A 26559-nucleotide genomic window follows, 5' to 3' on the forward strand; every position below is an offset into this window, starting at 1 on the left:
TTTCTTGCACAGCACAGCACAGCACAGCACAGCACAGCACAGCACAGCACAGCCAATTATAACATTATAGCTATAAAATGATAGAGTTATTTAGCTCCTAATGCTTTGCATAGTTCGTCGTATACATGCTCAACTGGCAATCCTACTACATTAGTATAAGAACCTTCTATTTTCTCTACCCAAAGTGCCCCTTTACCTTGAATTCCATAGGCACCCGCCTTATCCATAGGCTCGCCACTGGCAATATAAGATTCAATTTCAAAAGGTGCTAATTCTTTGAAATACACCTTTGTTTCATTGTGAAATACTACTTCATCCCCTTTGATAAGCAGTGCTACGCCAGTTACTACAGAATGAGATCGACCCGACAAACGTTCTAGCATTTGCCGTGCATCAGCTTCATCTTGAGGTTTACCTAGTACTTCGTTATCTAGGACCACAATAGTATCTGCACCTAGTACGATGCCACCTTTAGGAATGCCTACAGCACAACGAGCTTTACCTAGAGCTTGAGCTTTTACCATCTCAATAGGGCTATCGTAACCTTCATTAGGCTCTTCGTAACTACTCGATACTACAGTATGGTCAATACCAACTTGTGTTAATAATTCAGTTCTGCGTGGTGATTGGCTCGCCAAATATAATCCAGCCATTTACACTCCTTTATCATATACAAATTTTAGTTAATTTCACCGTTTTATAAATAAAACCATTCCAATTAATTTAGATAATATACATTAGAAAATATCTGTAAATTAAACAAGAATATCAGGGCCATCCTTTTCAGGTGTTGTTAACTTTTTATAGTATTCTTGTACATCTTCACCGTGTTTTACCGCATCAGCACGAACTGATGCATAAAAGACGATATCTGCTTGTGGCACACGAATACGGCCTGGAACTTTTTCTTCTAATATTTCAAAGAATCTATCTTCCGCTTTTAACAATAAGCGACCATTCTTAACCTTATTGTCCTCTACAATAGCATATACCAAAGACCAGATAGGACGTGGATCAGAGGTGGAGCATTTTCTATATTTGTAGCGATATTTAATATTCGACAATAGCTCGCGTTCGAACTTAAATACCCCATCGATCATGTCATAATCTACTTCAAAATGACGTTTTCTAAAGAAAGAGGATTCTTCAATGATGAGTTTTGTATCTGTCAAAATATATGTATATCGACTAACCGCTTGTTTAACAATAACAATGATAGCCATAATTTCAATGAAATACTCAGCTAATAATACCGTATGTAATTGAATACTTCGATATGTTGTATATGCTACTGCACACAGCAACAAGAATACAAAACACATTACTAATAACTCTGCACTTTTAGCGCGCTGAGACTTCTCTTCATATAATACCGTCATACTTTACCCCTTTAAAAGAAATCACTACTTTATAACTATACATCCTATTATAAGGTATTCTATGCATAAAAACTACAAAAACCCCGTCCATATCTTAGATATAGACGGGGTTTAATGACTCTATTAGTCACCTAGTTCAGATACGAACTATATTATTTTTTCAAAGCTGATGTAATACGTTGAGTATCGCGAGCAATCATGATTTCTTCGTTTGTAGGGATTACGAAGATTTTAACTTTGGAGCCTTCAGCACTGATTTCTTGTTCTTTACCACGAACATTATTGCGTTCGGAGTCAATACGAGTACCTAAGTATTCTAAACCATTGCAGATTGCATCACGGTTACCGATACCGTTTTCACCGATACCAGCTGTGAATACGATAGCATCAACACCACCCATAACTGCTGCAAATGCACCAATTACACGGCGAACTTTGTAGTGGAACATATTCAATGCTAATTGAGCATGTTTGTTACCATTAGCCGCTGCTTCTTCGATTACACGGAAGTCGTTAGACACGCCGGAAATACCAAGTACACCGGATTTTTTATTCATGACAGTGTCTACTTCTTCGTAGTTCATACCAGTTTTATTCATCAAGAATGGAACGATAGCTGGGTCAATATCGCCAGAACGAGTACCCATGATCAAGCCAGACAATGGAGTGAAGCCCATTGTAGTATCGATAGAACGACCACCTTTGATCGCTGCCAAGGAGGAACCGTTACCCAAGTGACATGTGATAATACGAAGATCGGACATGTGTTTACCCATCAATTCAGCGCAACGTTGTGCAACATATTTGTGGGATGTACCATGGAAACCGTAACGACGGATACCATAGTTTTCATAGTATTCATAAGGAAGCGCATACATGTAAGCTTCTTTAGGCATTGTTTGGTGGAATGCAGTATCAAATACCCCAACTTGTGGTACGTTAGGCATAATAGCTTGGCAAGCTTCGATACCTTGAATGTTTGGAGGATTGTGTAATGGTGCCAAGGAGCTGCATTCTTCTAATGCATCCATAACAGCTGGAGTGATCAATACGGAGTCAGCGAACTTTTCACCGCCATGTACTACACGATGACCAACAGCGTCGATTTCGTCCATAGACTTAATTACACCATATTCAGCATCAACTAAAATATCAAGCAAAATACGAAGTGCTTCTTTATGGTTCAAGATTGGTTCAACGCGTTCTAATTTGTCTGCGTTTGGACGTTTGTGAGTGAACATAGCGTCTTGATCACCAATCTTTTCAAAAAGACCTTTTGCCAATTCTGTTTCAGTTGTCATATCAAGTAATTGATATTTCAAGGAAGAACTACCGCAGTTAACTACTAATACGTTCATCGATTAACCCTCTTTCTGTTGTGTAACTTGAATCTTGTTTTGAATTTCTTTGCTGATATCAGCACCTACCTGATCCTTTTCAGGATATTGGTAGATTATATTCCACAATACGCCTTGATCTAAGAATACGTATTGAGAAAATCTAAATGTTTGCCCTTGCGTTGCATACGTTACATCTAGCTTCTTAGCAGATGTTCCACCTAATGCTACGGACTCTTCCTTGATGGTTGCACCCAGTTTAGTGAATTCAGATTTGCTACGATTTAAGAATTCATCAACTGTAGGTAATGGTTTATTTTCACCAGCACGCAATGCTTCAACTTCAATTACCATATGTTCTGTAACAGACCCATAAATATCGATAGGATATCCATCATCAGTCATATTTTTTGTACTTTTACCCATTTCATACGGCAAAGCGATGGTAATCTCAGATTGACCAGCACGGATAACTTGATGGCCAAAACTATATGTATCCATTACATTATTTGACCCACATCCCGCCATTGCTAGTAGCGCAGCACCGAGCAGAGCCCCTTGTAATGTACGTTTCCAATTTTGTTTCATCATATACCTCACATCAATTCAGCATTTACAGTTAATTATAGCTTATAGAGACAAGAAAATCTATACTAAACTTAATATTTACACACAATATTCCCCATATAAACTAGCTATTTATATAGATATTATGAAATTTTATTTACAGTCCCTCTTCGCTTTGTTACACTAACACTAATGAAAGGAGGCACTATGAAAACAATCGGTATTATATGCGAATACAATCCATTTCACAATGGTCACGCTCATCAACTGCATAGCTTAGCACAGCTACATCCTGATGCCCTGCGCATTTGTATCATGAGTGGCTCCTTTGTGCAACGCGGGGAACCTGCACTCTTCTCTAAATTTGATCGCGCTCGTTGGGCCATTCTCGGTGGTGCAGATATTGTCATTGAGCTACCTACCCTCTATTCTACAGGTAGCGCACAATTATTTGGGACTGGTGCCATTCGCATGGTGAAAGCGCTATCTATGGACGCCCTCTCCTTTGGTTCTGAGACGGCTGACTTAGATGCTCTCGTAGACATAGCCAAACGTATGGATTGTAAAAGTACACAAGAACAGTTGCGAACCTATATTAAGGAAGGCATGTCCTATGGTGCGGCTTTCCGCAAAGCTTTAGATACGGAAATACTCAATACACCAAATGCATTATTAGGCCTTGAATATATTCGCGCAGGCTTGGCGTATAATGCAAAGCTTGAATACATACCTATTTTACGTACTTCTAATCATCACGAAGAAATGCTTACTGATGAATTGCCATCCGGCACAGCATTGCGTCAACTTATCACTAGTCCAGGTAATCTATCCTCTCAATGTATCACTAGCACTGGTAATCTATCCTCTCAACTTCAATCTATTATTCCTCCATCCATTGCATCTGATATGACTCAAGTAATAGAAAACGGTAATTATGTGAATTATAACCGTTACCACGATATGATACACAGTTTAAGTCGGCGTACAACGCCAAAAGAGCTAGAAAAATTTGGTGATTTCAGTGAAGGAATTGAGCATTTATGGTCAAAAGCAGCTCAACAGACGTCTTGGACTACAGCCACAGAAGAAATTAAATCTAAGCGCTATACCTATGCCCGCTTACAACGAATGGGCGCTTATCTCACACTAGGTATAACCAAAGATGTATTACAAAACGCCATGGCAGAAGGCCCACAATATGCTCGACTATTAGCCTTTAACGATCGAGGTCGTCAATGGCTCCGTAACGAATACGAAATACCACTGATTCAAAAATGGGCTAAAGCACCTAATGAACTAAGCGCATTAGGACAAACAATGCATCATATCGATACATTAGCTACCGATATCCAAGTCTTATGCTTTCATAATGAAAGTAATCGTATAGGTCATAGGGACTATTCCTATACACCGCAATATATTAAGTAACTGTTTTACAAGTACTTACATACTCTATTATAAATCTATACAACTAAACTGGGGTACATCATCTGAACTCAAAAAGGGGTTACAATACAGGCTATTCCTGTATTGTAACCCCTTCTTCACCATCTAGTTCAGCGACAGCAACGCATACGCTTTCAAGATGAGACGTAGGAATATTTTTACCTACATAATCTGCTCGAATAGGTAGTTCACGATGACCACGATCGACGAGCACCGCTAATTGAATAGATTTAGGTCTACCTGCTGTCATCAATGCATTTAAGGCAGCACGAATGGTCCGACCTGTATATAGCACATCATCCACAAGGATAATCGTCTTTTCCGTTGTATCAATCGTACACGGCTCCCCTTCTTTAGGCCGGGCATCACGATCATCACGGTAAATAGCAACATTTAATGACTCACAGTCAATATGGATGCCTTCAATGCGCTCGATTTCGGCTTGTAAACGTTTTGCCAAGATAACACCACGTCGTTCAATGCCGACAATAAGTGCATCAGATAAACCTTTATTGCGTTCTAAAATTTCATGACTTATACGACGAACAGCACGCATAATAGCGTCTTGGTCCATCAGTAAGCGTTTCTTTTCCATATATACGCCCTTACAGCATAGCTATCTCTATGCCCCTATATACCAATAAGTAGTAAACTAAGTACAAAATTAAGTACAAAATGTGTTCTATCAGATTATTTTCGTTTATCTTCGCGATACGTCTTAGCGAATTCCAAACACGCCTCAAAATCAGCTGGTACTGGTGCCTCAAAATGCATGTCTTCGCCTGTAATCGGATGTTTTACATCTAAAGAGCGAGAATGTAACGCTTGCCCTTCAATAGGGAAGTCCATACGGCGATAGCCGTAGAATGGATCATTAACAACAGGATGCCCAATATGAGCAAAGTGAACGCGAATTTGATGTGTTCTACCTGTTTCTAAATTACACTCTACCAAGGTTTGATGACCATAACGCTCTAATACTCTAAAATGAGTAACTGCATCTTTACTATTTTCAAAGACTACAGCCATTTTCATACGATCCTTAGGATGTCGACCAATAGGAGCCTTAATGGTCCCCTTCTCTTCTACGATATTACCTTGTACAAGAGCCCAATATGTACGTTTTGCAGAATGCTCTTTTACTTGTTCCGCCAATCCAATATGAGCAGCATCATTTTTGGCAGCCATCATAACACCAGATGTATCTTTATCTAAACGATGAACGATGCCAGGTCTAATTTCACCATTGATACCAGATAAATCTTTACAATGGAATAATAAGGCGTTTACAAGTGTACCGGAATAGTTACCTACCGCTGGGTGCACCACCATACCACGTGCTTTATTTACGATGATAATATCATGATCTTCGTACAATACATCTAATGGAATATCTTCAGGCTTTACCTCTACAGATTCAGGTTCGGGAATCTCTACCTGAATGACCATGTTAGGAGTGAGACGAAGATTGGCCTTACCTACTTTACCACCAACGATAACGTGACCGCCTTTAATTAAACTTTGAATATAGCTACGAGAACCTTCCATCTGTTCCGTTAAAAACACATCTAGTCTCATGCCTTCTTGTTCAGCACTAACAATATATTCGTTCATCCTCTACCTCTTTATAGTTACGTATTATATATAATATATCCGCATACGTCCGCATATGTCCGAAGTTTCAAAAATCTTTCAGCACTGTGAAAGTATCAATTACTCATGGTCTTCTTTCACAGTAAATAAATGATAAACCACAAAAGCTACACCTACACAGATACCGATATCTGCAATATTAAAAATAGGCCATACACGGAAATCAAAGAAATCCACAACACCATGAATCATATAACGGTCAATACCATTGCCAATGGCACCAGACACTAATAAAGCAGATCCGATTTGCAATGTCCACGGCCCTTTAGACAAGTACTTCCAATAGTAAACACATACACCAAGCAGAATAACCGCTACGAGCAAGAAGAACCAACGTTGATTTGCGAGCATACCAAAAGCAGCACCACGATTAATAATATATGTTAAATGGAATACATTAGGAATAACCGGTAACGATTCCCCTAACAAAAAATGATTCATTACATAATATTTAGATAATTGATCTAATAAAAGCCAAATAATGAGTACAATATAAAACAAGATTAACTCCCTTACTATAATATATATCTTAATAGTCCTATTATACTAAGTTACACAATTTTAGGCAAAATAAAAAGCCCCTCAATGAGGGGCGTGTTTTATTTGTGATTACTCAGCAGAGATAATCATATATAGCTAACTATCCGCATAAACACTGCTTTTCTTTAATTTTAGGTTGAGCAACGGTTAAGCAACCGTTACAAATTATGCAGAGATTTAAAGGCCTAATGATCGTCTGACACGTTTTTTATTACACTACTTAAAGCGGATTCTTTTCCGTATAACCGTTCCATACCTTGACGTGTAACTAGCCACATTTTCCCAGACTTCTTAAACTCGCCCTCTTTAAATCCATTCTTTACACGACCTCTACAGTTTTGTTTAAGAGAATCAGCAGTAACATTCCAACGTTCTGCCGCCTCTTGTGTAGTCATAATATCATCTAGTTCAAATTTCAATTTCATCACCTTCTAACTAAACGTTTAATTACTAATATCAAAACAATAAGAGTTGCTATATTAATCAGCCATTCTATATATTGCATAATTCACCTCGTTGATTTACAATGATGTTGAGAAGGTGGCGGGGCTTTCACCCGCCTGCTTTTTACTCTTTGCTAACAAGTTTTAAAATGATGATTGCTAGTGTCAGTAGCGTTAACTCATTTACTAAGCTTGTTAGCTCTTTTATTATGTCCATGTTTATCACCTCCTTTCTACATCTTTATTATACCCTATATCGTGTATAAAAGCAAGTGTTTATTTTGATTTTTACAAACAAAAACAGAGCCTACTGACCTAGATATTTTCTAAGTTAGTAGGCTCTTTTAATCTTTTGAAATCAATCCATGTGTCCACCTTCACATGGTAAGGAGATATTGGATCACCTCCGTCTATCTACGCAACACACCCGCAAGAAATAATGCAGCATTACTAATTGCCCATGTATCACGTTGCCTGCGTAACCTTTGTTCTGTTCGCTTATTATTCTTTAGTTCCGCTTTCAACTCGTTCAATGATACGGAGGCTGTTTCCAATGAGTTCGCTTGCTTGGTTGTTAGCTCCGATGCTTTCGCTAACTCTTGCCCCTGTTTCTCGTTGATAGCTTTGAGCTCGGCCAATTCCTTGCTCCGTTCTTCGTTGATAATCTTCAATTCGTCCAATTCTATCGCTTGCTTGGCGGTTAAGGTCTGAGCCTCGTTCAATGACAAGTTTGAGCTCTTGATTAAGGCGTCTGCTTGTATCAAGTTCCCTTTGAGTTCGTTCCAACTTGTCAACGGCACGTTGATAGTTGCCTCTTGCGGTGAAGTAGCCGTCAACGAGTTGGCATGCACCAATGAGGAGCAACACACAACCACAAATAAGAATAAACCGCTTAACAGTAATTTGAGATTTAACTGCTTTGAGGTAGTTCGTGATTTTCTCATACATACATAGCCCCCTTTTAATCAAGATCAGACCAACGTGCCTCGTAACCTCGTACATCAACATGTACGAAGTCCTGATAATAATAGCAACCAATTCCGTCTGCACCACATTCTTCGGCAATCTGTGCAAGATAGTCAACATCAATGCCATCGTATGTAATGTCAGCCGCTGTGCCCTCTACATGTCGAGAATTAGAAACGCCCCCTACTTCCTCATTATGTTCTGGGCAACGGTAACCACTATTGATATATAATGGTACCCCTAAACGTTCACGGATAGCGTCTAACAAGTCTACTAAACGCTTGTCGATGACGTGATCCAGTTTATTATGTCCGTTTTCATCGACTTCATGACGATGGCAGTTGCAAGCGAACTCATAATCATCAAAGTATGTACCAATTTTCATTATATGCACCTCCATTAGAGAGGGCCCCGTAGGGCCACTCTTACTTCTTTACTATATTATCTATTTTAGAATGCACTACATCCAAAAGCCCTGCGATTGTGCTATTTCCTCCGTCCCTCATATTCTCGAGGATACTTAGAAACTCAACTGAGCCAAGATATAGCCAAACTAGATTGACTGCAAAAGCATATTGACCACTCATAAAATCAAAACACCACGCCCCAGCCGTTGCTAAGCAATATGTTAGCACCTTTGTAATAAAGGGCTTTCGCATATGCTTAGATGAGATTAAGCCTTTACCCCATGCTGCAGGAATGGCTATATATTTATCATAACCGCTTATATTCTCTGGGTTCGCCCCCATATCAATAAGCATTTGATAGCTAATAGCCGCCCAGCGTGTTATAAGGTCTAGGAATACCAGTATAATGAATATCCCTAGCACCTGCACATGTTTGAGCCCTAGCATATATATGCCAACCTCTGCCACTACAGCAAGCAGGGCTTTAATAGCGAATGAGTCTGTCAGAGTTCGCCATGCCTCGCATAGAAAATCTGTTATTACTTGCATTGTTTCCCCTTACATTACTATTAAAGTGTTTCTGTAGCACTGTTAACATATTTGTTTTGGGTGCTATCCCAAGTGATATATAAATCTCTACCACGAGTATAAGCATAAGTGTGAGTTCCGTCAGCATTGTCAAAACCTATCAACATATGCGTATCAGAATTAACAGCTTTAAATATAATCAACGTAGGTTCATTAACTGACATCTTGCTGTATTGGTCAATGATTGGCGCTGACTGATTATTATTAATGCTTGCATCGTTAAGCAATAGAACCACCTTCTTGTTGGTCTTAATAGTGATATGAGCTTCATTGCTAACAGTCCACGCACTAGGTCCGAAATTAAATACCGATGTTCCATCATAATTAGATACATCAATTTCTAAATCGTCGCCAAACTTCTTATACACTACGCCATTGGTAGCGGTTTCTGCTTTGTCTGGTGTCGCATTTGTACCTCTAATAATAAGAGTTAGTTGCTCGTTATCGTTTAGATCATAATATTTAAGCTCGATATTCTTAGGCCCAAACGGCTCGATAGCCACTCGCATATTATCGCTTTCAAACTCTCGTTTTTCACCATCATTAATGGCAACTTTAAAATGAGGTTCTCCTGTGAGGTCGATATAATCTTGCCCTGTGCGTGGTTGAGTATATTCGAGTTGTCTAAAAGTAGCGTCTGCGATATAGCCACTTTCTGACAGCGTTTCGATCAACTTAGTGAGTATAGTATCTACTTTTGTATTTTCTAAATAAATATTTTTAGATTTCAAAAGCTCAGCTGCTTTTTCGGCACTACCCGCATCACCTTTAGGACCTTTTACGCTTTTGAGAAATTCGCCATCTTTCTTTAATATTTGAGCCGTCTCTTCCGCGCTACCTTTATCACCTTTAGGACCACGTAAGCTATTTAACCAGTCTTGCTCACTGCCTTGGAAGCCATGAGCAACGGCTATTGCGTATGCACTTTTACCTGCGTCATTAACAATAGGCAGTATAATCCCTTTTCCTACCTTCTCGATAAGGGCCATTGCTGAGATTTCATCAAATTTCAAAGTTAATGTGTTATCCGCCATGATAAGTTACCTCCCCTTTAATCATGCATAGAAATATCCGGCACGATCGTAATCGTACCTTGACCAATCTTTAGCCAGTGTTCATCGTTATAAAGGAATGCGTCGTAGATGTAATCGCCACCCTTTATCTTCTTCTTCGCTGACTCTTGGCCAGAAATGAAAAACCTTACCTGTTTTGACTCTACCACCGGATGCAACTCTAATATCATATCGTCATATGGGCGCTTGCGAATTTTACAAGCGCCTTTATATTGACTTAATGTCATATCACTTTCAGGTGGTACGACATATGTAATATCAAAATCTTGCCCGGAGTGGAGTGTAAAATCTTGTTCGACCATATAGCCTCCTTATTGTCGTGCAATAACTAATATGTACAGCTCACCGTAGAAATAGGATTTAGTGTAAAAATCGTTATTTTCACTGCTATGTGAACTTTCCCCTTTAGCCTCTACTACCGCTCTGCGTTTGTCAGCAACGCCTATATTAGATTGTGTTCGTTCATCCTTTTGCATATACACGCTACACCAGCCAATATATCGAGCTTTTTGCTGGTTATATTCATCTTTGCTGATTTTATAAGGAGTTTTATTCTCCCATGGACTTGGCACTTTGGTTTTATAGTAGTTATAGTCGCTGTCAAAATAACGTTCGGTCATTATATAACCGACAGGAATAAACGTACATTGACTTTCATTAAACCCTTCTGGTAGTGGACACCAGTCACCATGACGTACTTTATAGATTTGTACATCAATGTTTCTGATTTTAAACCCAGCTTGCATAATTGACTGAGCATCAATACGTGAGCCTGTGATGTTAGCGCCTATGATGTTACCGTTAGCATCAACTTTGAATGTACCGGTTTTATTTTGGATCGTACCGCCGATAATCTTACCACCTGTTACAGTCCCAAGGTTACCACTGATCGCGCTTAACTCTTCGACGTCCATCTTATCTGCAGACACGGCTTTAGCAGCCAGCATCTGTTTAGTAATGATGTTATTGTCAAACAGAGCATCACCGGTTACATGAAGCAACTTACCGTCAATTCTTGTTCCTGCAGAACTCAGATTGATTCGACTAACTAACTCATCACCATTTAATGCTTTCAATTTTAAGTCAATGCCGTTTTCTAATTGGCTAAATTGAGTAGCCATATTAGTGGTTAAGCTTTTAACTTCGGTAGAATATTCATTAGCAGTCTTTGTAAGCTCCTTAATCTTTTCATCCATAGACTTAATGCCAAGAGCTTCCTTATCGATTAAAGCCGGGTCAATGCTAGCCGGTACTGAAGTCCCAACGATATCAGAGTACGCACCCTCACCAAATACATCAACATAAGCGACTTTAACATCAAATACACCTGCGTCATGAGGTATCATATTTACGTTTGTAGTAACGAAATACTTCTCTGTACCGATGTAGATATTAGCGCCTATGCAAGTATCCGGGATGCTATCAAAGACCACGCTAACGCCAGTAATATTACCTTTTACTTTGACATTCGTCGGAGCTTTAGGAACTACTGCGTTATAGTCAAGTCTAAGAGCCGGACCATAACCTTTAACAGGATTGTGAGCGTAAACGAATACCGCATCTCTACGAGCCGATAACTTAATTTCAGAGCGAATATCTGTAGTCTTGGCAAGTCTATTGTTAGCTTGGCCAACATTACTATCAAGTCGAACTTCGTAATAATCGATGTAGGTATTTTCTACTGGGTCCCATGCAGCAACGATCGTCTTACCGATTGTTACCTCACCACGAGCCGGTGCTTTAGGTGTAGCCACACTCTCAGCGGATACACTTGCTGTGATACGGGCCTCAGCCTTACCGCTTTCATTCCCGGATGTATCAATAGCAGATATCTTGAATTGGTAATTACCAGTATTAGGAATGAAGTACGAGTACGAAGTACCGCCTATATGCTTAATTAACACTACATCGTTACCGTCATATAGCGTGTACCCATGTAGGTCAGCCTCTGTATTAGGTTCCCATGATAAGTGAAGTACGCTACTATTTACTGCATCCTGCGTTACCTTAAAGCCTTTAGGTGTAGCCGGTGGTATTTCCTTACCACTCACATACACTGCACGCTCCACACCTTCATACGCAGCACCAGTATTATTTGTACATACAATCTTAACGTCGTAGTTGACGTCAGTCGCTACACTTGGAATAGTCACGCTAGTAGCACTACCATCTAATACCTTGAACTGTTGCCACTCCTTAGCAGTAACAGGTTTGTAATATACGATGATATTTTTGGCCACTTTACCCCTTGGTAGTTGCCAAGTACCGTTAATATCACAAAGTACAGTACCGTCCTTTAAGGTCTTAACGTCAGCAATTAAGACTAAGTTAATAACCTTAATCACGTCAGACTTCGTCGTGTAGTCGATGATTGGCACTGATCCATCATCACCGGCGTACAACTCAGGGTAGTATTCGATACAGGATATCTTACGTGTCATTTCAGAGTTGGACTTGCTAATGGATAATACCCTAAACGGTTTAGCTTCTTTTGTAGCTTCACCATAGGTATATAAATCGTCAGTCTGAATAACTGCATTACTAGCAAGCGTTAAGGTTCTGCCAGTTACACCAGTTACGTCGTAAGACTCTAATGCATCCGTTTTAGCATTGCGTACCATGAGCCTATAAGTCTTACCTTGTTCAAAAGTAACCTCTCTATCAAGGATTACCTTATTACCTACGGCAGACTCTACACGGCCACCTTGCCCCCAGTCTGTCACATCATGCTGTAATAGGATTACATCCCCTATCGTGCACGCTATGGCGTCTGTGAAAGCCTCGAAGGTACAAGTACGCACCTCGTACTTATTCGCTCTTAGGTAGTGTTTAGCGTAATTGTAGGCTTGGTCTACATCCACACATCCCATGAGTTCGACTTGCGCCGGGCTAGCAAGGGATGTAGTTACATCATACTCTTCACTGAATACAGGGAGTACGTCACGCTCATAGTCTTTAGCCTTATTAAGGAAAGATACCTCGATAGCGTTTGCCCTAGATGATGTAGCCTGGAACTCTTCCATAAAAGAGTCCATCTTGATATTGCCTACAGTGAATAGCTGAGTAGGTGTAGCAGCATAGTCATATATACAACTAAACCGAGTACCTAAAGGTATTACCTTGCCTCTACCTACATTCTCAGCGTATTTAAGTGCATCCCATACTTGACTGGCATTGTCGTAAATGTAGTTAAATGTAATATGCTTTTCATCGCACTTATCAGCCCACGCCTTAAATGCGTCATATACGAAGCGTTCACGAGGAGCGCCTTTAACTACATACTCATCGCCAATCTTACGGCAATGATGAAGAATATCGTAGCAAGCCCATGCCGGGTTATTAGCCGGTTTAGACTCATACGCTCCGGTGTAGGTATTAAATACCCATACTGTTTTGCGCTCCTGTATCCATGTTACATTTGGATCATTACCATTTAATTGGTCAGTCGCTAATGCCTTAATACCAATGAGAACCTTACCAGGATGAATGAAGTCATCATAAACAATTTGAGTTAACTGTGACCAGTATACTTTGTTCACATGGCGGTTAGAGTTACCGTCCTTATGTGCACACCGCATACGGACTTCGTACTGTCCTGGTTCCTTTACATCGAACCGGAACACACGATAGATAGCTTTATTTGAACTATCCTTGATAACGCCAGTATATTGGCTATTATCGATGGATGTTCTTGAATGACTGTTCCGTTTAAACCAACGATTATCTGTCTTTTCAATCATGGCACTTTGTCCACCATTGTTACTAATCGGTAATGGTATCCACTCTGCAGAACCAACTTTACGATAACCGCCTTCAATAGTGACTGAAGTTTCACTTAGTCCGCCCTGGTCGTTTGAATAATACAAACCGTTAGGGAGTGATATAGTAACCTCTAGCGCAGTAGATAAGTTACCTTGCGTTTGATGTATAGACCAGTCGTTGTTAAGTTCATACGTTAATGGTTGGTCTGCATAGTTATCATTAAAGTTAGGGATAATCTCTTGGTCATTTGTTCCCAGTCTTACATCGAGTTGAACTTCTTTATAGTTACCGATAGGGTTACCATTTAATTTAACGTCCGTTATAGCGTCAATAGGGCCCTCTCCGGCACAGTATAATAGGTTAAGATATTGCTTACTTCCGTCGCTCGTTACGTGACGTGATATAAGCATACCCGCACTTTTACACTTACCATAAGTAATGGCTAAAGGATGACCTTGGCCAATAACAGTCTGTGCGCCTTGCCACCCATAAGTAGCGGACTGCTCGGTATTAGAACTATCTGTCTTAGGTGCAGATATTTTAGATATGATCGCATTACCAATCATGCCGATAGCCATTGCTGCTAACGTACGACCTAATACACTAGTAATACCGAATATCGCCCCTGAGGCGATGCCGGCAGTCGCAATAGATAAACCGATAGATAACAGAATACCAAGCGCTTGCTTTTCAACTTTAGGTAGTACTACCACATAGGCTTCATCTGTAGGTGATGCGGTATCATCTACTAACTCACCATTTATGGAGTACACCCATTCACCGGGTTCAGTGAAATATTGGTTAAGCTTTTTACCTTCAACAAAAGGCACAAGAGTCTCTTGTCTAGTGGTAAGGTCGAATGGGTTTCGAGCAATTACTAATCTAATCATTTTGAGCCTCCTTGTGCCTGTACACTCCTAATATACGTTTTCTTAGTCTGTCTATTGGTACGATACATACGCCTGCATATTCGGTAGAATGTATCATCTTACCTTCGCCGACATACACTGCGATATGATCAGCATTATTACCGTAGAGGTTCATGACAATTATGTCCCCTACTTCCGGCTCCTTGACTTCGTGCCAGGGAGAGTTCATATCTGGCCAATACGTTGCGTATGGCTCAAGTTGAATACCGGCTCTCTTATACACCTCTACCACAAGCTCCCAACAAGGCAACTCTTTCCACGGAGTACCTACTAGGTTATTTAGAGTTAGACGCATATAAGCCCCCTTGTGGTATTGTTGGCTCACCGCCAAATCTAACGCTGTTATTTAACTCACGACAGCGTTTTAGAGTTTTGTTACATGATTGTGCGTACCCTTTGTATCCGCACTCTACAGACTTAAATTTGAAAGGACAGTAGTCTTTCATTACTCGAACAGGTGGGAACCTACGAGAGAATGAGAAGTCTGTACCTAATGTGAACACCACCCAGTCTGCTTTAGATTGGGATGCATTAATGATGAACGTTTCTTCTAGTTCAATAATGTCCGGTAAGTTAGTATTAAATACTCGAATATTGACCTCACAATCTGTGAGGCCTTTATTCTTTTCTACCAACCGTTGGATAGTACCGGTTACATTCGCTACAGAGAGTTTAACGTTAGGCATCTGCTTAGTGTCCTCGTTGATATCCTCTAGCTTGAAGGGAAAGGCTGTGTACTTCTTTCCGGCTAAGGTTAAGTCCTCCGTATTATTCACGAGGAGGATATTCCCTTCCGGATGATGAAGTTCAATAGCCATTACCCATGCTCCAGTGGAGGATATCTTATTTTTCTCGATGATAGATGCAGTTGATAGCGTTAACATCTAAGCCTCCTGTAATTGAATAGAACCATTCCATATACCGTAATCACTAGCGGAGAAATGGAGTTGGTCCGCAAACCTTACTCTCACCTTCGCTAATGTCTCCGGATGTGTCCAAAGGAATACCTCTGCAGTATTTACCTGGTCAAAGAAATCCCTTAACTTGATATATTCCGAAGTCGGTATCTTGTAATTTACTGAATATGATCGTAACGCTTTTGTAGTTTTGCGATGGGTTAGCATCGTCATATTTTCTACCTGAGCCTTACGACTCACATCAGGTGTTGTTTCATCGATAGGGTATATCGGATATCTTATGTTTGGAAATTCTAACATACGCTATACTGCGGCCGCTTTAACAGCGTCCCGCATACCTCCTTTGTTTGTCATAAGACTAGATACTACTACATCAACTATCATTTGTTCGCCATCAAACTTAGTTTCTTGTTGTTGGCTATCAAGCTGTTGGCCAGATTGATTAATGATGTTAACCGTTACCTTACTAGCTCCTTCACCGCCAATCATCTTACGTGTTTGGCTAGCGTTGTAAATGCGGTGTGAGGAGTTGAACTGTAAGAGCTCTGGTCCATTCTCACCAACTAATGTCATACCTGCAGGTGCTATACCACCACTAGCAAACTTACCAAAGCTATTACCTGTAAATGCTTTGCTGAAAGAACCTCCACTAGCAAACGAAGATACATTGCCACGACCGGCACCTATAGCACCGATACCACTTACTACACCACCAAATAGGCTTTGTAGTTTAGGCTGTACATATTGTTGGAATGTTAGTTGAATCATCATCTTAATAATGGCATTTGTCATATCCTTGAATATGTCCTTAATACCTTTACTAAATGATTTCGTCCCTGTTGCCATAGCCTCGAGATTATTCGTCCATGCTGAGTTGATAGAGCTCATCGTACTATCGAAAGTCGATTTAGCAAGGTCCGCATAATTGGTAGTCTCTTGCTTATATTGTCGAGCTGCTTCTTGTAGGCTTGTTTTAAGACTGCGACCTGCGAGTTCCCACAGCTTTTGCTGGGACTCTAACAGGTTCTTTTCAATCTGCAGTCTTTGAGTAGCACTTAACTGGGCCTCATTGACTTCACTACGTGCGTAGTCAATATAAGCTTTTAGCTCTTCAGCAAGCAGTGCGTCCGCATCACTACGAGATAAGCGACCAAGAGTAACCATATTGGTTAAGTGGTCAACGGTTTCACTCGTTTGGGTGTACGCCAACTCCCTGATTTTCTGCTCAGTGTCAGACGCCAATTTTAAACGCTCTGCTTGAGCTTTCTTCTCAGCGAGTTCCTTATCCCCTACTGCCTTTGTGTACTCACGAACATTATCATCAATTTGAGCTTTTTGTGCTTCAGATTCCGCTTTGAGTAATTGCAAACGGTCGCCTGTGCGTTCAAGATCGAGTTTCTTAATATCCTCATTCATCTTACGAACACGGATAGCTTGATTTCGTTCAGCTTCAGCAAGTCTCTTTTGATACACCTCTTCGTTCTTAGCTCTAACTTGGGCAGTTAGATTTGACTCAGCAAGCTTCTTAGCATTTGCTGCACTACCTGCTGTGTCTGCAAAGGTACTCGATGTAGCACCTGCTAACAAGCTAGTGTCTACGTACCCTGTGATAGCACCGAAATCACCTTCAACAGATGGCTTGGCAACTACTCCAGTACTAGAGTTAGCCCCCGTATACCCTCCTGCACCATCACTAATGACGATGTGATTATCACCAAGTACAACGACACCATCGCCGGCCTTAGGCGTGTACCCGTCGCCTGCATCGTGCCATGCGCCTGCGGCTCTAGCTGCATCCATGATAGATGGGACATATCGAGGTACGTCCTTACCAAATGCCTGCAATACAGAGTCGGAGAATAGCTTTCCGCAGTCAGTAGCCCATGTACCATCTGCACCTAACTCATATGCCTTACCGAGTTGTTCATTAGCTGCATCTAGCACACTCACGGCTTCGCCAGTAGCGCTTCCACCCAGTCCTGAAACGGAACGGATGATATCGCGGATATTCTTATTGTTGGATTCATACTGGTTTTTAGCTGTTAGCTTATCAATTTCGTATTGACTGCCGTCAATTTGTAAGCTTTGCAAGGTAAGTGATCGGTACAAATCCGCCATGCGTTCCACAGCACTCGTCAGCTTTTCGGCCGCTTGTTGAGTTTTCTTAGCTGCCTGCTCTTGGGCTTTGGCTGCTTTTGCTGCTTCCTCATTCGCCTTGTTGATAGCTTCGGTATTTGTTAATCCGCCATTGGCAAGGTCCTCTTTCGCTTTTGCAAGCTCTTCATCAGCTTTCTTTCTAGCCTCGTCTGCAGCTTCCTTTTCTTTAAGCGCTGCATCGATTCTAGCACCTTCTTCTTTGGTAGCCATGCGGTCATTTTTAATGAATCCGAATAAAGCTGAGTCTTCTACCCAATAACGTGCGTCATGTGATTCACGGAACTTATCAGACATTCCTTGTGTCGAATTCGTATTCTTGTGAATACGCTTCCCGTCAACATCTACACCCATATAAGAGCCAGATGTTTTTTCGTTGTAGCGAAAATCGAGTAATGCTTTCCCAGCAAGTCCAATTACCGTAGCTAATGTTACCCAAGGACCGGCTGCAGCAAGTGTGGCCAATCGCATAAATCCGAGTGCGCTGGTTAGTGACCTCATAACTACGATTACAGCTCCAGCTTCTGCGCCGAATTTAACTATTCCGCCGATAGCTTCCTTTTGCTCAGCAGTCATCGACTCGAATTCTTTAGCTACATCTAACACGCCTTTTGCATAGTCATTAAACACAGGAACTAACTCATGGCCGATAGATACTGCAAGCCTTTTCCCTGTATTTTCTAAATCCTTTAATTCCCGATTTAGCTTTGCGGATTTAGCTGCAGTCTCATCGTCGATGATAAGCCCCATTGCCTTGGCACGTTCAGCCACCTTATCCATCTGTTCAGCGGACATGTTAAGCATGGCGTGCATCTGATACCCAGTACGTCCAAAGAGTTCCATTTCGACACGAGTCTTCTCAGCTCCGTCCTTCATCCCTCTTAAGCGTTCTTGTATCATCTTGAACACTTCAACGGTATTCTTACCTTGGATATCTTCAAGCGAGTAACCTAATTTACTGAATATATCAGTGCTAAGTTTACCCTCAGCCCGTGCGACTTCCATTTTCTCTTTGGCCACTCCGACGTTTTTTGAAAACTTAGCAAATGCACCTGCACTATCCTCCATAGCAACGCCCATATAATTAGACACAGCTAATAATTCACTGGTTTCTTTTGCCGTAGCACCAGTAATTCCCGATAGTTTCTTAACAGCTACATCCCACTGGATAGCCTCCTTGGCAAGTTTAGCGCCGATGCCTACAACACCGACACCGGCACCTATCGCCATGAGGTCATTCTTCATTTTGCCAAGGGCGGATTTGGCGCCTTCAGCACTAGCTGTAATTTTCTTGAGTCCGGCTTCCGTATTCTTATCTGTCAGCTGAACGACAATATCAATTAAATTATTGGCCATTCTTGTGCGCCACCTCCAATTCTTTGGCTTCTAATAATACAAGTAAATCGATAAGGTGAGGTAGTGGCTCGATGCCGTAAGCCCTCGCCACTTCTAACACCGCAGGCATATCGAATCCAGCAATGCCACCAGGATGCCAACGTCGCTGCATCCGGCTAGCGTTGTATACTCGCATGGCTTGTCTCGTTCCATCTAATTGATGCGGGGAATTAAACTCACACTCCGAGCAATCAAAATTCTGTTTAGTCTCACGTTGCATCTTGATACAATCGGAGCAGTATTTTGGTTTGTCGGAGCTGAGCCAACTCCACGCATCAATTAGTTTTTTTCGATTTCAGCCTTTTTTTCATGCGTAAAACGCATTGTATCAAGCGCAACTTCCATAAGATCATTGTCTGGTGCTGCGTTGATTTCATCTTCAGTCAAGCCGTAGATGCGCTGCATAATCCACTGCGCAAGTTCACGAGAACGCAATAAGCGTTCTGTATCCGGTGCTTCTTCAGGAACAGGTGTATACAATGGGTCTAACCCGGATTTAATTAATTCACCACGTTCGGCGAATGTTAAGCCTCTTACTTTGATATCTTCAAATGCCATGTTGGCACCTCCTAGTATTGTTCTTGATTATTAACTAATGTGATTACAGAAGCGGACCTACCTGTATCTGCACGGTAGTACGCCTTGAATGGCAATTCAATATTGACGCCGCGCGGACCATCGATGCCTGGAGATTGTCGTTCATATACAAGTTCAGGCAACTTGAATGTAAGCGACCAGTCATCTTGTTCAAGTCGCAATTCCAAGCTAGATTCTGTACCGTTAATCGCTTTATTCAAGAGGTCCTTATTTTGGAAGAACGCCTTAATCGTCCCTGAAATTGATACAATACCTGGGTCGATGTATGTTCTAAAACCTTTACCGCCGATAGCGTAAGAATCGCCATCCAGGCCAAAATCAAAATTGATATCGCAACTTAGTATATTGGCCACAGTAACGCCACCCTCTTTGATGGTTGCATTAAGATTTTGGAATGGTAAGAAATTTACAGCCTTAGCTGCAGCATCAAATGTAGTGGTCGCTAATGTTTCCTTACAGCCCATTACATCCACAGATGTAGTTAATTCAGCATCACCGCCAAATTTAAAGCCTAATTTACTAACTCGCACACCGGCGAATTGTTGGAACACGTTAACATCAGGATAGCCCTGTTCAATAGTTAACGACGGCATCGTATTACCGATTTTAAATACGTGCTCAGACTTCTTATTTGGTGCTTGGCCAGTTGTATTAGAAGTCGGTTGACCGAATGCAGCTTTTAGCCAATATCCGATATCGATTACACCAACAGGCACGGTTAAACTACCGGACGTGTCAATGTTGCCACGGAATGGCGCTGCGGGATTACGATCGCCACGGATTACTGTGGAGTCGTTTAAATTTTGACTAGCTTTTACGGAGCTAGAAATAATCGGAGTGATTACACCGCCAGTGGTTGGCGTTGTACCAAAATCCGCCTCAAACGCAATCGCCACATGGGACTGAGAGCCCTGTGCGCGTTTCGCTGTTGCCATATGCATTTCCTCCTTTAATATTCAATATTTCCGCCGATTACATGCGGGATTTCTATAGTAGCTGTTAATCGTCCAGTAAACACTGGGCGCCAATTCATTGAGTCTAATTCATAGTCAATGTCGATTACTGGGAACGCCGGATTCACCTTACAAATGCATTCAATAATTAGCTGCCCTAGGTTGTCCGATTCTAGCGCTCCATCGTAACGAATAATATTCTTAATGCGCGTTGCACCTTTATGGACAATCCCCCATACAATCATTAATGAATATGTGTAGGTATCCGCAAGTCCTTCGCTTTTACTACTTGGTAGTAATATGATGCAAGGGCAATCATCCTCAAGCGGAGCATCGACATCGTCGTAGCCGACATACAGTTGCGCCGGCTTTCCGTATTTTTCATTGCAAAATTTAGTCAACGCCTCATCCGTCGATAAAGCTTCAGCCCATCGATTGACAATGCGTGACATTGGAATTGTCTGTTGCATCAAATCACCTTACCTTGTAGTTACGTCGAGATGCGGATTGTGCAGATGGTCCATAAATAGCGTAGTCGCCTATCTTATCCTCGATATAAGGTTTAAGCTTAGGCTGTAACGCTGCTTTCATAGGACCATAAGTATGACGCGGCTGAATTTTGAACATCGATTTTCCCTTCGGTAACGGTACACCTGCAGCAAATAACTTCTTACGCATAGGCTCCGTAATCTGCTTGGTGTATCCTTCCTCGATACGTTCACCTAACCGTTTAGCCGAATTTGATAACCACCCGACACGGACGGATTGCTTGCCTTTGTCATATTGATATCCGACTGCATTCGATAGCTTACCGAGTGGACTATAGCCGATTGTCCTGGCGCTAATGCCCATATCAAGTAAGGCATTTCGCGATTTCGAACCCCAGGCTTCCCGTTCTGCCCGTCCTCCGCTTTGATAAGCTTTACGAAGTTTAGCACCGAATGCTGACTCGAACGCAGCTCGGCGAGCTGGTGCCATGAAATTTGGATATCTACGTCCACCTGGTGCACCCGACCGAATACCCTGCTTAATTTCCTTTTGCATCATCCAACCTGTTGACTTTAATGCCTTACGCATCCAGTCCGGTTTTGTTTCTGCAATGAAATTCAGATACGGTGTGGCTGTGTCTGTAATCGTAATAGGTTCATTACTCACGGTCTCACCGCCCTCACGTTATGGACGATTTCAAGGCAATACATCGTGCCGTCAAAGTTTGAAACGTGATCAACGTACCATTTCTCGCCATTGATATACACTTCGTCTTTTGATCGTGGTTCAGGAACATCCTTAGCACGCACCCAAATCTGAGCTTTATCAGCTAATGCTTTATCGACAAATCCAGAACCTTTACCATCATATTCGCCAATCTCCACGCTAGCTTTGATAGTTTGGCCTTTGTAGGTAATTCGTTCACCAAATACAGAAAGCAGTGCATTAGGCTTATACCCTAATTTCATAGTGCATTACCTCCTATGGAGTAGGCGGGCATATGCCCGCCCTTACATTACTTTTCTACATTAGGCCAAAGAGCTACATCAACGGTCTTAGCGCTTGCAGATTTTGAAGAAATGGCAATGCCCAATACTGGATTTGTGTCAGTTTTAGTTGCACGCTTTTGCGTTTCATCAAAATACACAACATCACCTACTGCAAATGCATCTGTCACAACTGCATCAACTGTAAAACATCCTGTGACCTTAACCGCACCGATTGCACCAGGCGCAATATCAGTTATTGCCACGCCGTGCATTTTGCCGACAGGGACAATATCCCCTACGGCAATCATATCGGATGCTGTATTTTTAAAATCAATACGATCTAATTCTTGAATGAATTGTGCCATATCTAGTTACCTCCTAAATCAATTACTAATTATTTACCAGGGTTTTTGTACAAGCCACGGAAGTCGAGCGCTGTTGCGTTGCAATCCATTGCTACTTTGTACTCGATGCCGTCAACTTTAAAGCCTGTTTGTGTTTCCAATCGAGGTGTTTCAACACCGTTCAAGTACGTTACTTCGATGGTTTGAACATCTGTAGGACGTGCGGCTAAATACCAAGCATGTGGATCTGTTAATGCCGCATCAACTACAATAGTGAATCGACCGCCGAATGGGTTAACTGTAGCATTGCTACGAGCTGGGTCCACTGTGGATTTAACCAATTCGTAAGCCAATGCTTCGAGTTCTGGCGGAATAATCAAATATGTAGGTGCGATGTTCAAATTGCGATTTTCGCCAATATGCTTTTGACGGCGCATTGCTGCTACACCCGCAGATAAGGATACAACACTTAATTCAGTACCAGTAGCCGCCAAGTTGCCTCTGTCAGTACCGAATAGTGCTTTACCGTCACTCAATACGGTATTACCTGTTAGCAACCCGTACACCATGCTGTTGATGGTATCCTTTGCAGAACGACCAAATTTGGAAGCGATATCTTTGAACACACCCAAATCATCATTGATGATAGCTTGTCGTGTTAAGCTGAATGTACGACCGTATGTTAATACACGAACGTCGTTACCAGCTTCTTCCAACTTAGAATCCTTGAATTGTCCACCTTCAGGAACGAGTTTCAATTCAGCTGTTTCAGAAAGTAAAATACGTTTTGCCGGTTTAAAATCACGGTTACTACCTTTGCCGGTCCATGCATCGAATGTAGCTGGTGCAGTTTCATAGCCTTGTACCAAGGACTTATTTGCTACGTTAGACAAAGCAATTGGGAATGTGGATGTGGAGTTAATCGCTTCACGTGCCAATTCCAAACGGTCAGCATAGTTAGCGGTTAAGCCTTCACGAACTAAGGACTCACGAGCTAATTCCATCAAGGACATAGAACGAAGTTCATTTGCGCCTGGTGCAGGGTTCGCAACAGGGATGCCTGCAGACATCATCAAAGCATCTTGCATAGCCATGCGGAACTTATCAGAATCTGCTTCACCAACTTTAACGGATACTGGTTTATTGCGTTCACGCAACGCATCCATTACTGCCTCACGAACTTCGGCAACAGATTTGCCGGATTTGATGAATTCATCTACACCGTCAACTTCGAAATCACGGCATAGGCTAGTGATTGTGGATACACGTTCACGTTCTGCCGCAATCAATTTTTTAGCGTCATCCGCATTAAAACCTTTAACTCCGGACTCTGGTACTTCCGGTACTACTTGTGGCACGTTTTGCTCAGTGCCTTTTGCATTTGCATCACCTTTCATAGGTTCCTCCTCATTATCATCTACACTTCTGCCTACCCCTACACTTGGATCTGCAGGGACGGACACAATACTAATTTCCAACGGTTCCCAGTCTGTGATTACATAACCCGGACCAGTAAATCGACCGTTGGAACTTTTAGAATCGGAATCGATTAATTCCTCATATCGACTTATGTCATATCCGACACTCACACCTTGTAACGTGCCTTTTAACACTTTTTGATAAATCTTTTCAGATTCATCATCTTCATCGAATCGAACAATCGCCTTGCCGCGATTATCTTCAATCCACACTTTATCGATGTGACCAACAACTGCACTGCGATTGTGATTGAATAGCAATGTTCCTAAACCGTTATTAAATCGGTCTAGGTTAACGCATCCTTCGTCATGACACAATATCTCTGTTCCGAACCATCTTTCATATGGTTCTTCAGAGGAAAAGGACAATTCGACGGTACGGTCATCATTCGCCTCGATGTTTGTAATTTGCGCCTCTCGGGCATATTTACCTAAGAGCTGCTTCTTTGCAAATTTCCCCACTAGCTATCATCTCCTTTCATATCAGTAGTGGTATCATCCGCTAGATTCGTTATGTCCCCATTCATATCAAGGGCAACACCCAATTCCTTAATGCGGTCTTGTTCTAGCTTCCGCTGTTCAAGTACTTCTTCCCAGTCTTTACCAGATGCACTGCATACGTCCTCGAGCGTTGTGAGTCCTGCCTTAATAGCTTCCTTGTTAGCATTAACTTCCTTAACAGGGTCAATCCAAGACCAGCCTGGAGCTAACCACGCTACTTTCTTATAAAGTTTTGGGTTTGCTGCATAGTCATTGGCCGGGATAATTCCCTTTAGGTAGCATGCTTCAATGAAAGCCCGCCATACAGGCATGCAAAAATGCTCGATTATAAAACGCTGCATCTGCTTGAATGATTGCTGGTCCTCCAGCATATTCTGCCGAGCTGCGGAGAAGTTACCACTAATGTTGCGCGTCACTATGTCCGCGCTTAAGCCCATGCCCGACGCTATGCGTCTTGTTTGGGTCGCCGAATATTCTGATGCGGTTCCTGCATTTCGCTTAGGTTCCGCAAACGAAATAGATTCACCTGCACGTAGATGTTGGATAATCCCTGGTGCCATTGAACGAACTTTCTTACCTTTGCCGTCCGTTTTGTTAGAAATTATAGGAGCGTTCCCAGTATTACTTGTTACAAACGCGCCAAAACATGCGGCTACACGAGCCGCTATAAGGTCGGCATCCATATATTCATCTACATCGTGAATGCGCTTTAATACGAGGGCTAACATGCTAACCCCGCGCAGTTCACTAGGCCTACGCGGTTTATGTAATAGGAAAGCCCTAGTACTTGGTAATCGTGCCTCGTTAAATGACCGTATCCCTAACGGATCAGTTTGGAATACGTGATACGCTATTGGTCTTCCATATTTATTAACTTCCACACCATTAACAATATTGTTGCCATTCTCGCTTACCGATACGGCTCCGATATTCTCACCCTCGATAAGCTGTAGCGATAGTGGTATATCTGTACCTTCGGAGGTCATATTGACTAGGATTTCTCCGTCATAGACCATTCGACGTAGAGCCATTTCTTGCAATTCATAGAATGTAGATATTCCTCGGATATCCGCATTCTCCTTATCCACCCAATCAGACCAAGCCTCCTCAATTCTCTTATTGAGTCTTTCGTTCAGCTTTCCTGCGCGGGTCTTGATTTTGCACTGTGGCTTTATTCCGGTACCTACTACATTCCGTAGTAATGCCAATACAACACTTTCAGCGAGGTCACTATTAAGTTCTGCTGCACGTGCACGACCTCGGATCAAATCACGTTGGCCTGATGCTACTTGTTCAGCTGTACCAAATACTGGCATCCAGTCGCCACTCAATCGGTCTGTTGACGCCGCATCATATCCACGTTCAAGCGAACTACGGAAATATGCTCTACGGGCAGCTCGTTCTGGATTGAAATATGCTATTACCTTATCGAGTATGTTCATCGTCGCTCCCATGACACGTAGGATGTCGTGCTATTGCCTTCCTCATCATCAACGCGAGACATTAACTCACGTTCACGGGCGTATAATGTCGGCAGGTCATGCGTCTTAAATCGCTTACCACCTACAGACATCTCGGCGTATCCATTCGTCTCGATTTCCTCGATTATCGTTCGAATACGCTCCAAGTCTTCTCTTGCGCTCATGGTCTCA

General features: G+C 41.9%; 28 protein-coding genes. 1 reads left to right on the forward strand and 27 read right to left on the reverse strand.

The window, feature by feature from the left end; translation table 11 throughout:
* Window positions 1–86 precede the first annotated feature (86 nt).
* The 4 genes from VEHSUH06_RS10035 to VEHSUH06_RS10050 all read right to left on the reverse strand — a co-directional run bounded on the left by VEHSUH06_RS10035 (window position 87) and on the right by VEHSUH06_RS10050 (window position 3304).
* On the reverse strand, window positions 87–653 hold the full coding sequence (locus VEHSUH06_RS10035) for a nucleoside triphosphate pyrophosphatase (protein WP_105098772.1): 567 nt from the start codon (window positions 651–653) through the stop codon (window positions 87–89).
* Window positions 654–755: 102 nt separating this feature from the next.
* Window positions 756–1379, reverse strand: coding sequence for a hypothetical protein (locus VEHSUH06_RS10040; RefSeq protein WP_054746829.1), 624 nt, complete (start codon window positions 1377–1379; stop codon window positions 756–758).
* 152 nt (window positions 1380–1531) lie between these two features.
* On the reverse strand, window positions 1532–2737 hold the full coding sequence (locus tag VEHSUH06_RS10045) for an acetate/propionate family kinase (protein ID WP_105098773.1): 1206 nt from the start codon (window positions 2735–2737) through the stop codon (window positions 1532–1534).
* 3 nt (window positions 2738–2740) lie between these two features.
* The gene (locus VEHSUH06_RS10050) at window positions 2741–3304 is read right to left on the reverse strand and encodes a hypothetical protein (RefSeq protein WP_054746832.1); all 564 of its coding nucleotides are present in this window, start codon (window positions 3302–3304) and stop codon (window positions 2741–2743) included.
* A 186-nt stretch (window positions 3305–3490) separates the two neighbouring features.
* Between VEHSUH06_RS10050 and VEHSUH06_RS10055 the strand changes: the two genes are divergently transcribed.
* Window positions 3491–4711 (forward strand): nucleotidyltransferase family protein, encoded by a 1221-nt coding sequence (locus VEHSUH06_RS10055; RefSeq protein WP_009351016.1) that lies wholly within the window; start codon window positions 3491–3493, stop codon window positions 4709–4711.
* 91 nt (window positions 4712–4802) lie between these two features.
* On the opposite strand, the gene pyrR is transcribed toward VEHSUH06_RS10055, so the two are convergent.
* The 23 genes from pyrR to VEHSUH06_RS10915 all read right to left on the reverse strand — a co-directional run bounded on the left by pyrR (window position 4803) and on the right by VEHSUH06_RS10915 (window position 26480).
* Window positions 4803–5324 (reverse strand): bifunctional pyr operon transcriptional regulator/uracil phosphoribosyltransferase PyrR, encoded by a 522-nt coding sequence (gene pyrR / locus VEHSUH06_RS10060; protein WP_009351104.1) that lies wholly within the window; start codon window positions 5322–5324, stop codon window positions 4803–4805.
* 95 nt (window positions 5325–5419) lie between these two features.
* Window positions 5420–6343: an RluA family pseudouridine synthase gene (locus VEHSUH06_RS10065; protein ID WP_009351200.1), complete on the reverse strand. Its 924-nt coding sequence runs from the start codon at window positions 6341–6343 to the stop codon at window positions 5420–5422.
* Between the two features lie 99 nt (window positions 6344–6442).
* Window positions 6443–6883: a signal peptidase II gene (gene lspA, locus VEHSUH06_RS10070; RefSeq protein WP_009350982.1), complete on the reverse strand. Its 441-nt coding sequence runs from the start codon at window positions 6881–6883 to the stop codon at window positions 6443–6445.
* A 224-nt stretch (window positions 6884–7107) separates the two neighbouring features.
* Window positions 7108–7347: a helix-turn-helix domain-containing protein gene (locus VEHSUH06_RS10075; RefSeq protein WP_105098774.1), complete on the reverse strand. Its 240-nt coding sequence runs from the start codon at window positions 7345–7347 to the stop codon at window positions 7108–7110.
* 519 nt (window positions 7348–7866) lie between these two features.
* Window positions 7867–8232 (reverse strand): hypothetical protein, encoded by a 366-nt coding sequence (locus VEHSUH06_RS10725; RefSeq protein ID WP_158251721.1) that lies wholly within the window; start codon window positions 8230–8232, stop codon window positions 7867–7869.
* 94 nt (window positions 8233–8326) lie between these two features.
* Window positions 8327–8716, reverse strand: a complete 390-nt coding sequence (locus VEHSUH06_RS10085; RefSeq protein ID WP_233187942.1) for a D-Ala-D-Ala carboxypeptidase family metallohydrolase — start codon at window positions 8714–8716, stop codon at window positions 8327–8329.
* A 40-nt stretch (window positions 8717–8756) separates the two neighbouring features.
* Window positions 8757–9287 (reverse strand): phage holin family protein, encoded by a 531-nt coding sequence (locus VEHSUH06_RS10090; RefSeq protein WP_105098776.1) that lies wholly within the window; start codon window positions 9285–9287, stop codon window positions 8757–8759.
* Window positions 9288–9307: 20 nt separating this feature from the next.
* Complete coding sequence (locus VEHSUH06_RS10095) at window positions 9308–10360, reverse strand: hypothetical protein (protein WP_105098777.1); 1053 nt, start codon at window positions 10358–10360, stop codon at window positions 9308–9310.
* A 17-nt stretch (window positions 10361–10377) separates the two neighbouring features.
* On the reverse strand, window positions 10378–10701 hold the full coding sequence (locus VEHSUH06_RS10100) for a hypothetical protein (protein ID WP_105098778.1): 324 nt from the start codon (window positions 10699–10701) through the stop codon (window positions 10378–10380).
* Window positions 10702–10710: 9 nt separating this feature from the next.
* Complete coding sequence (locus VEHSUH06_RS10105; RefSeq protein ID WP_105098779.1) at window positions 10711–15051, reverse strand: host specificity factor TipJ family phage tail protein; 4341 nt, start codon at window positions 15049–15051, stop codon at window positions 10711–10713.
* Window positions 15044–15385: a C40 family peptidase gene (locus tag VEHSUH06_RS11000; RefSeq protein WP_105098780.1), complete on the reverse strand. Its 342-nt coding sequence runs from the start codon at window positions 15383–15385 to the stop codon at window positions 15044–15046. Before VEHSUH06_RS11000 ends, VEHSUH06_RS10105 begins: the two co-directional genes overlap by 8 nt.
* Window positions 15366–15974, reverse strand: coding sequence for a DUF1833 family protein (locus VEHSUH06_RS10115; RefSeq protein WP_105098781.1), 609 nt, complete (start codon window positions 15972–15974; stop codon window positions 15366–15368). Before VEHSUH06_RS10115 ends, VEHSUH06_RS11000 begins: the two co-directional genes overlap by 20 nt.
* A 336-nt stretch (window positions 15975–16310) precedes the next feature.
* Window positions 16311–19517: a phage tail tape measure C-terminal domain-containing protein gene (locus VEHSUH06_RS10125; RefSeq protein ID WP_105098783.1), complete on the reverse strand. Its 3207-nt coding sequence runs from the start codon at window positions 19515–19517 to the stop codon at window positions 16311–16313.
* Window positions 19507–19692, reverse strand: a complete 186-nt coding sequence (locus VEHSUH06_RS10130; protein WP_105098784.1) for a hypothetical protein — start codon at window positions 19690–19692, stop codon at window positions 19507–19509. The genes VEHSUH06_RS10125 and VEHSUH06_RS10130 overlap by 11 nt, the downstream gene beginning before the upstream one ends.
* A gap of 143 nt (window positions 19693–19835) precedes the next feature.
* Window positions 19836–20114 carry a hypothetical protein gene (locus VEHSUH06_RS10135; protein ID WP_105098785.1) on the reverse strand — a complete coding sequence of 93 codons (279 nt, stop codon included), beginning with the start codon at window positions 20112–20114 and terminating at the stop codon, window positions 19836–19838.
* An 11-nt stretch (window positions 20115–20125) separates the two neighbouring features.
* On the reverse strand, window positions 20126–21088 hold the full coding sequence (locus tag VEHSUH06_RS10140) for a phage tail tube protein (RefSeq protein ID WP_105098786.1): 963 nt from the start codon (window positions 21086–21088) through the stop codon (window positions 20126–20128).
* Between the two features lie 14 nt (window positions 21089–21102).
* Window positions 21103–21576, reverse strand: a complete 474-nt coding sequence (locus VEHSUH06_RS10145) for a hypothetical protein (protein WP_105098787.1) — start codon at window positions 21574–21576, stop codon at window positions 21103–21105.
* Between the two features lie 4 nt (window positions 21577–21580).
* Window positions 21581–22261, reverse strand: a complete 681-nt coding sequence (locus VEHSUH06_RS10150) for a hypothetical protein (protein WP_105098788.1) — start codon at window positions 22259–22261, stop codon at window positions 21581–21583.
* Window positions 22258–22563: a hypothetical protein gene (locus tag VEHSUH06_RS10155; protein ID WP_105098789.1), complete on the reverse strand. Its 306-nt coding sequence runs from the start codon at window positions 22561–22563 to the stop codon at window positions 22258–22260. Before VEHSUH06_RS10155 ends, VEHSUH06_RS10150 begins: the two co-directional genes overlap by 4 nt.
* 47 nt (window positions 22564–22610) lie before the next feature.
* Complete coding sequence (locus tag VEHSUH06_RS10160; RefSeq protein ID WP_105098790.1) at window positions 22611–22949, reverse strand: DUF2190 family protein; 339 nt, start codon at window positions 22947–22949, stop codon at window positions 22611–22613.
* Between the two features lie 29 nt (window positions 22950–22978).
* Window positions 22979–24868: a prohead protease/major capsid protein fusion protein gene (locus VEHSUH06_RS10165; RefSeq protein WP_105098791.1), complete on the reverse strand. Its 1890-nt coding sequence runs from the start codon at window positions 24866–24868 to the stop codon at window positions 22979–22981.
* Window positions 24868–26361 carry a phage portal protein gene (locus VEHSUH06_RS10170; RefSeq protein ID WP_370397697.1) on the reverse strand — a complete coding sequence of 498 codons (1494 nt, stop codon included), beginning with the start codon at window positions 26359–26361 and terminating at the stop codon, window positions 24868–24870. Before VEHSUH06_RS10170 ends, VEHSUH06_RS10165 begins: the two co-directional genes overlap by 1 nt.
* Entirely contained in the window at window positions 26346–26480 is a 135-nt protein-coding gene (locus VEHSUH06_RS10915; protein ID WP_255404248.1) for a hypothetical protein, read from the reverse strand. Before VEHSUH06_RS10915 ends, VEHSUH06_RS10170 begins: the two co-directional genes overlap by 16 nt.
* Between the last annotated feature and the right edge of the window lie 79 nt (window positions 26481–26559).

It is taken from the genome of Veillonella sp. S13053-19, assembly GCF_002959835.1.
Lineage (GTDB): Bacteria > Bacillota > Negativicutes > Veillonellales > Veillonellaceae > Veillonella > Veillonella rogosae.

What these genes read in the sequence shown, in the direction of transcription:
- VEHSUH06_RS10035 (WP_105098772.1), bottom strand. Translation starts at nt 653, where the DNA reads ATGGCTGGATTATATTTGGCGAGCCAATCACCACGCAGAACTGAATTA.
- VEHSUH06_RS10040 (WP_054746829.1), bottom strand. Translation starts at nt 1,379, where the DNA reads ATGACGGTATTATATGAAGAGAAGTCTCAGCGCGCTAAAAGTGCAGAG.
- VEHSUH06_RS10045 (WP_105098773.1), bottom strand. Translation starts at nt 2,737, where the DNA reads ATGAACGTATTAGTAGTTAACTGCGGTAGTTCTTCCTTGAAATATCAA.
- VEHSUH06_RS10050 (WP_054746832.1), bottom strand. Translation starts at nt 3,304, where the DNA reads ATGAAACAAAATTGGAAACGTACATTACAAGGGGCTCTGCTCGGTGCT.
- VEHSUH06_RS10055 (WP_009351016.1), top strand. Translation starts at nt 3,491, where the DNA reads ATGAAAACAATCGGTATTATATGCGAATACAATCCATTTCACAATGGT.
- pyrR (WP_009351104.1), bottom strand. Translation starts at nt 5,324, where the DNA reads ATGGAAAAGAAACGCTTACTGATGGACCAAGACGCTATTATGCGTGCT.
- VEHSUH06_RS10065 (WP_009351200.1), bottom strand. Translation starts at nt 6,343, where the DNA reads ATGAACGAATATATTGTTAGTGCTGAACAAGAAGGCATGAGACTAGAT.
- VEHSUH06_RS10075 (WP_105098774.1), bottom strand. Translation starts at nt 7,347, where the DNA reads ATGAAATTGAAATTTGAACTAGATGATATTATGACTACACAAGAGGCG.
- VEHSUH06_RS10085 (WP_233187942.1), bottom strand. Translation starts at nt 8,716, where the DNA reads ATGAAAATTGGTACATACTTTGATGATTATGAGTTCGCTTGCAACTGC.
- VEHSUH06_RS10090 (WP_105098776.1), bottom strand. Translation starts at nt 9,287, where the DNA reads ATGCAAGTAATAACAGATTTTCTATGCGAGGCATGGCGAACTCTGACA.
- VEHSUH06_RS10095 (WP_105098777.1), bottom strand. Translation starts at nt 10,360, where the DNA reads ATGGCGGATAACACATTAACTTTGAAATTTGATGAAATCTCAGCAATG.
- VEHSUH06_RS10100 (WP_105098778.1), bottom strand. Translation starts at nt 10,701, where the DNA reads ATGGTCGAACAAGATTTTACACTCCACTCCGGGCAAGATTTTGATATT.
- VEHSUH06_RS10105 (WP_105098779.1), bottom strand. Translation starts at nt 15,051, where the DNA reads ATGATTAGATTAGTAATTGCTCGAAACCCATTCGACCTTACCACTAGA.
- VEHSUH06_RS11000 (WP_105098780.1), bottom strand. Translation starts at nt 15,385, where the DNA reads ATGCGTCTAACTCTAAATAACCTAGTAGGTACTCCGTGGAAAGAGTTG.
- VEHSUH06_RS10115 (WP_105098781.1), bottom strand. Translation starts at nt 15,974, where the DNA reads ATGTTAACGCTATCAACTGCATCTATCATCGAGAAAAATAAGATATCC.
- VEHSUH06_RS10125 (WP_105098783.1), bottom strand. Translation starts at nt 19,517, where the DNA reads ATGGCCAATAATTTAATTGATATTGTCGTTCAGCTGACAGATAAGAAT.
- VEHSUH06_RS10130 (WP_105098784.1), bottom strand. Translation starts at nt 19,692, where the DNA reads ATGCGAGTATACAACGCTAGCCGGATGCAGCGACGTTGGCATCCTGGT.
- VEHSUH06_RS10135 (WP_105098785.1), bottom strand. Translation starts at nt 20,114, where the DNA reads ATGGCATTTGAAGATATCAAAGTAAGAGGCTTAACATTCGCCGAACGT.
- VEHSUH06_RS10140 (WP_105098786.1), bottom strand. Translation starts at nt 21,088, where the DNA reads ATGGCAACAGCGAAACGCGCACAGGGCTCTCAGTCCCATGTGGCGATT.
- VEHSUH06_RS10145 (WP_105098787.1), bottom strand. Translation starts at nt 21,576, where the DNA reads ATGCAACAGACAATTCCAATGTCACGCATTGTCAATCGATGGGCTGAA.
- VEHSUH06_RS10155 (WP_105098789.1), bottom strand. Translation starts at nt 22,563, where the DNA reads ATGAAATTAGGGTATAAGCCTAATGCACTGCTTTCTGTATTTGGTGAA.
- VEHSUH06_RS10160 (WP_105098790.1), bottom strand. Translation starts at nt 22,949, where the DNA reads ATGGCACAATTCATTCAAGAATTAGATCGTATTGATTTTAAAAATACA.
- VEHSUH06_RS10170 (WP_370397697.1), bottom strand. Translation starts at nt 26,361, where the DNA reads ATGGGAGCGACGATGAACATACTCGATAAGGTAATAGCATATTTCAAT.
- VEHSUH06_RS10915 (WP_255404248.1), bottom strand. Translation starts at nt 26,480, where the DNA reads ATGTCTGTAGGTGGTAAGCGATTTAAGACGCATGACCTGCCGACATTA.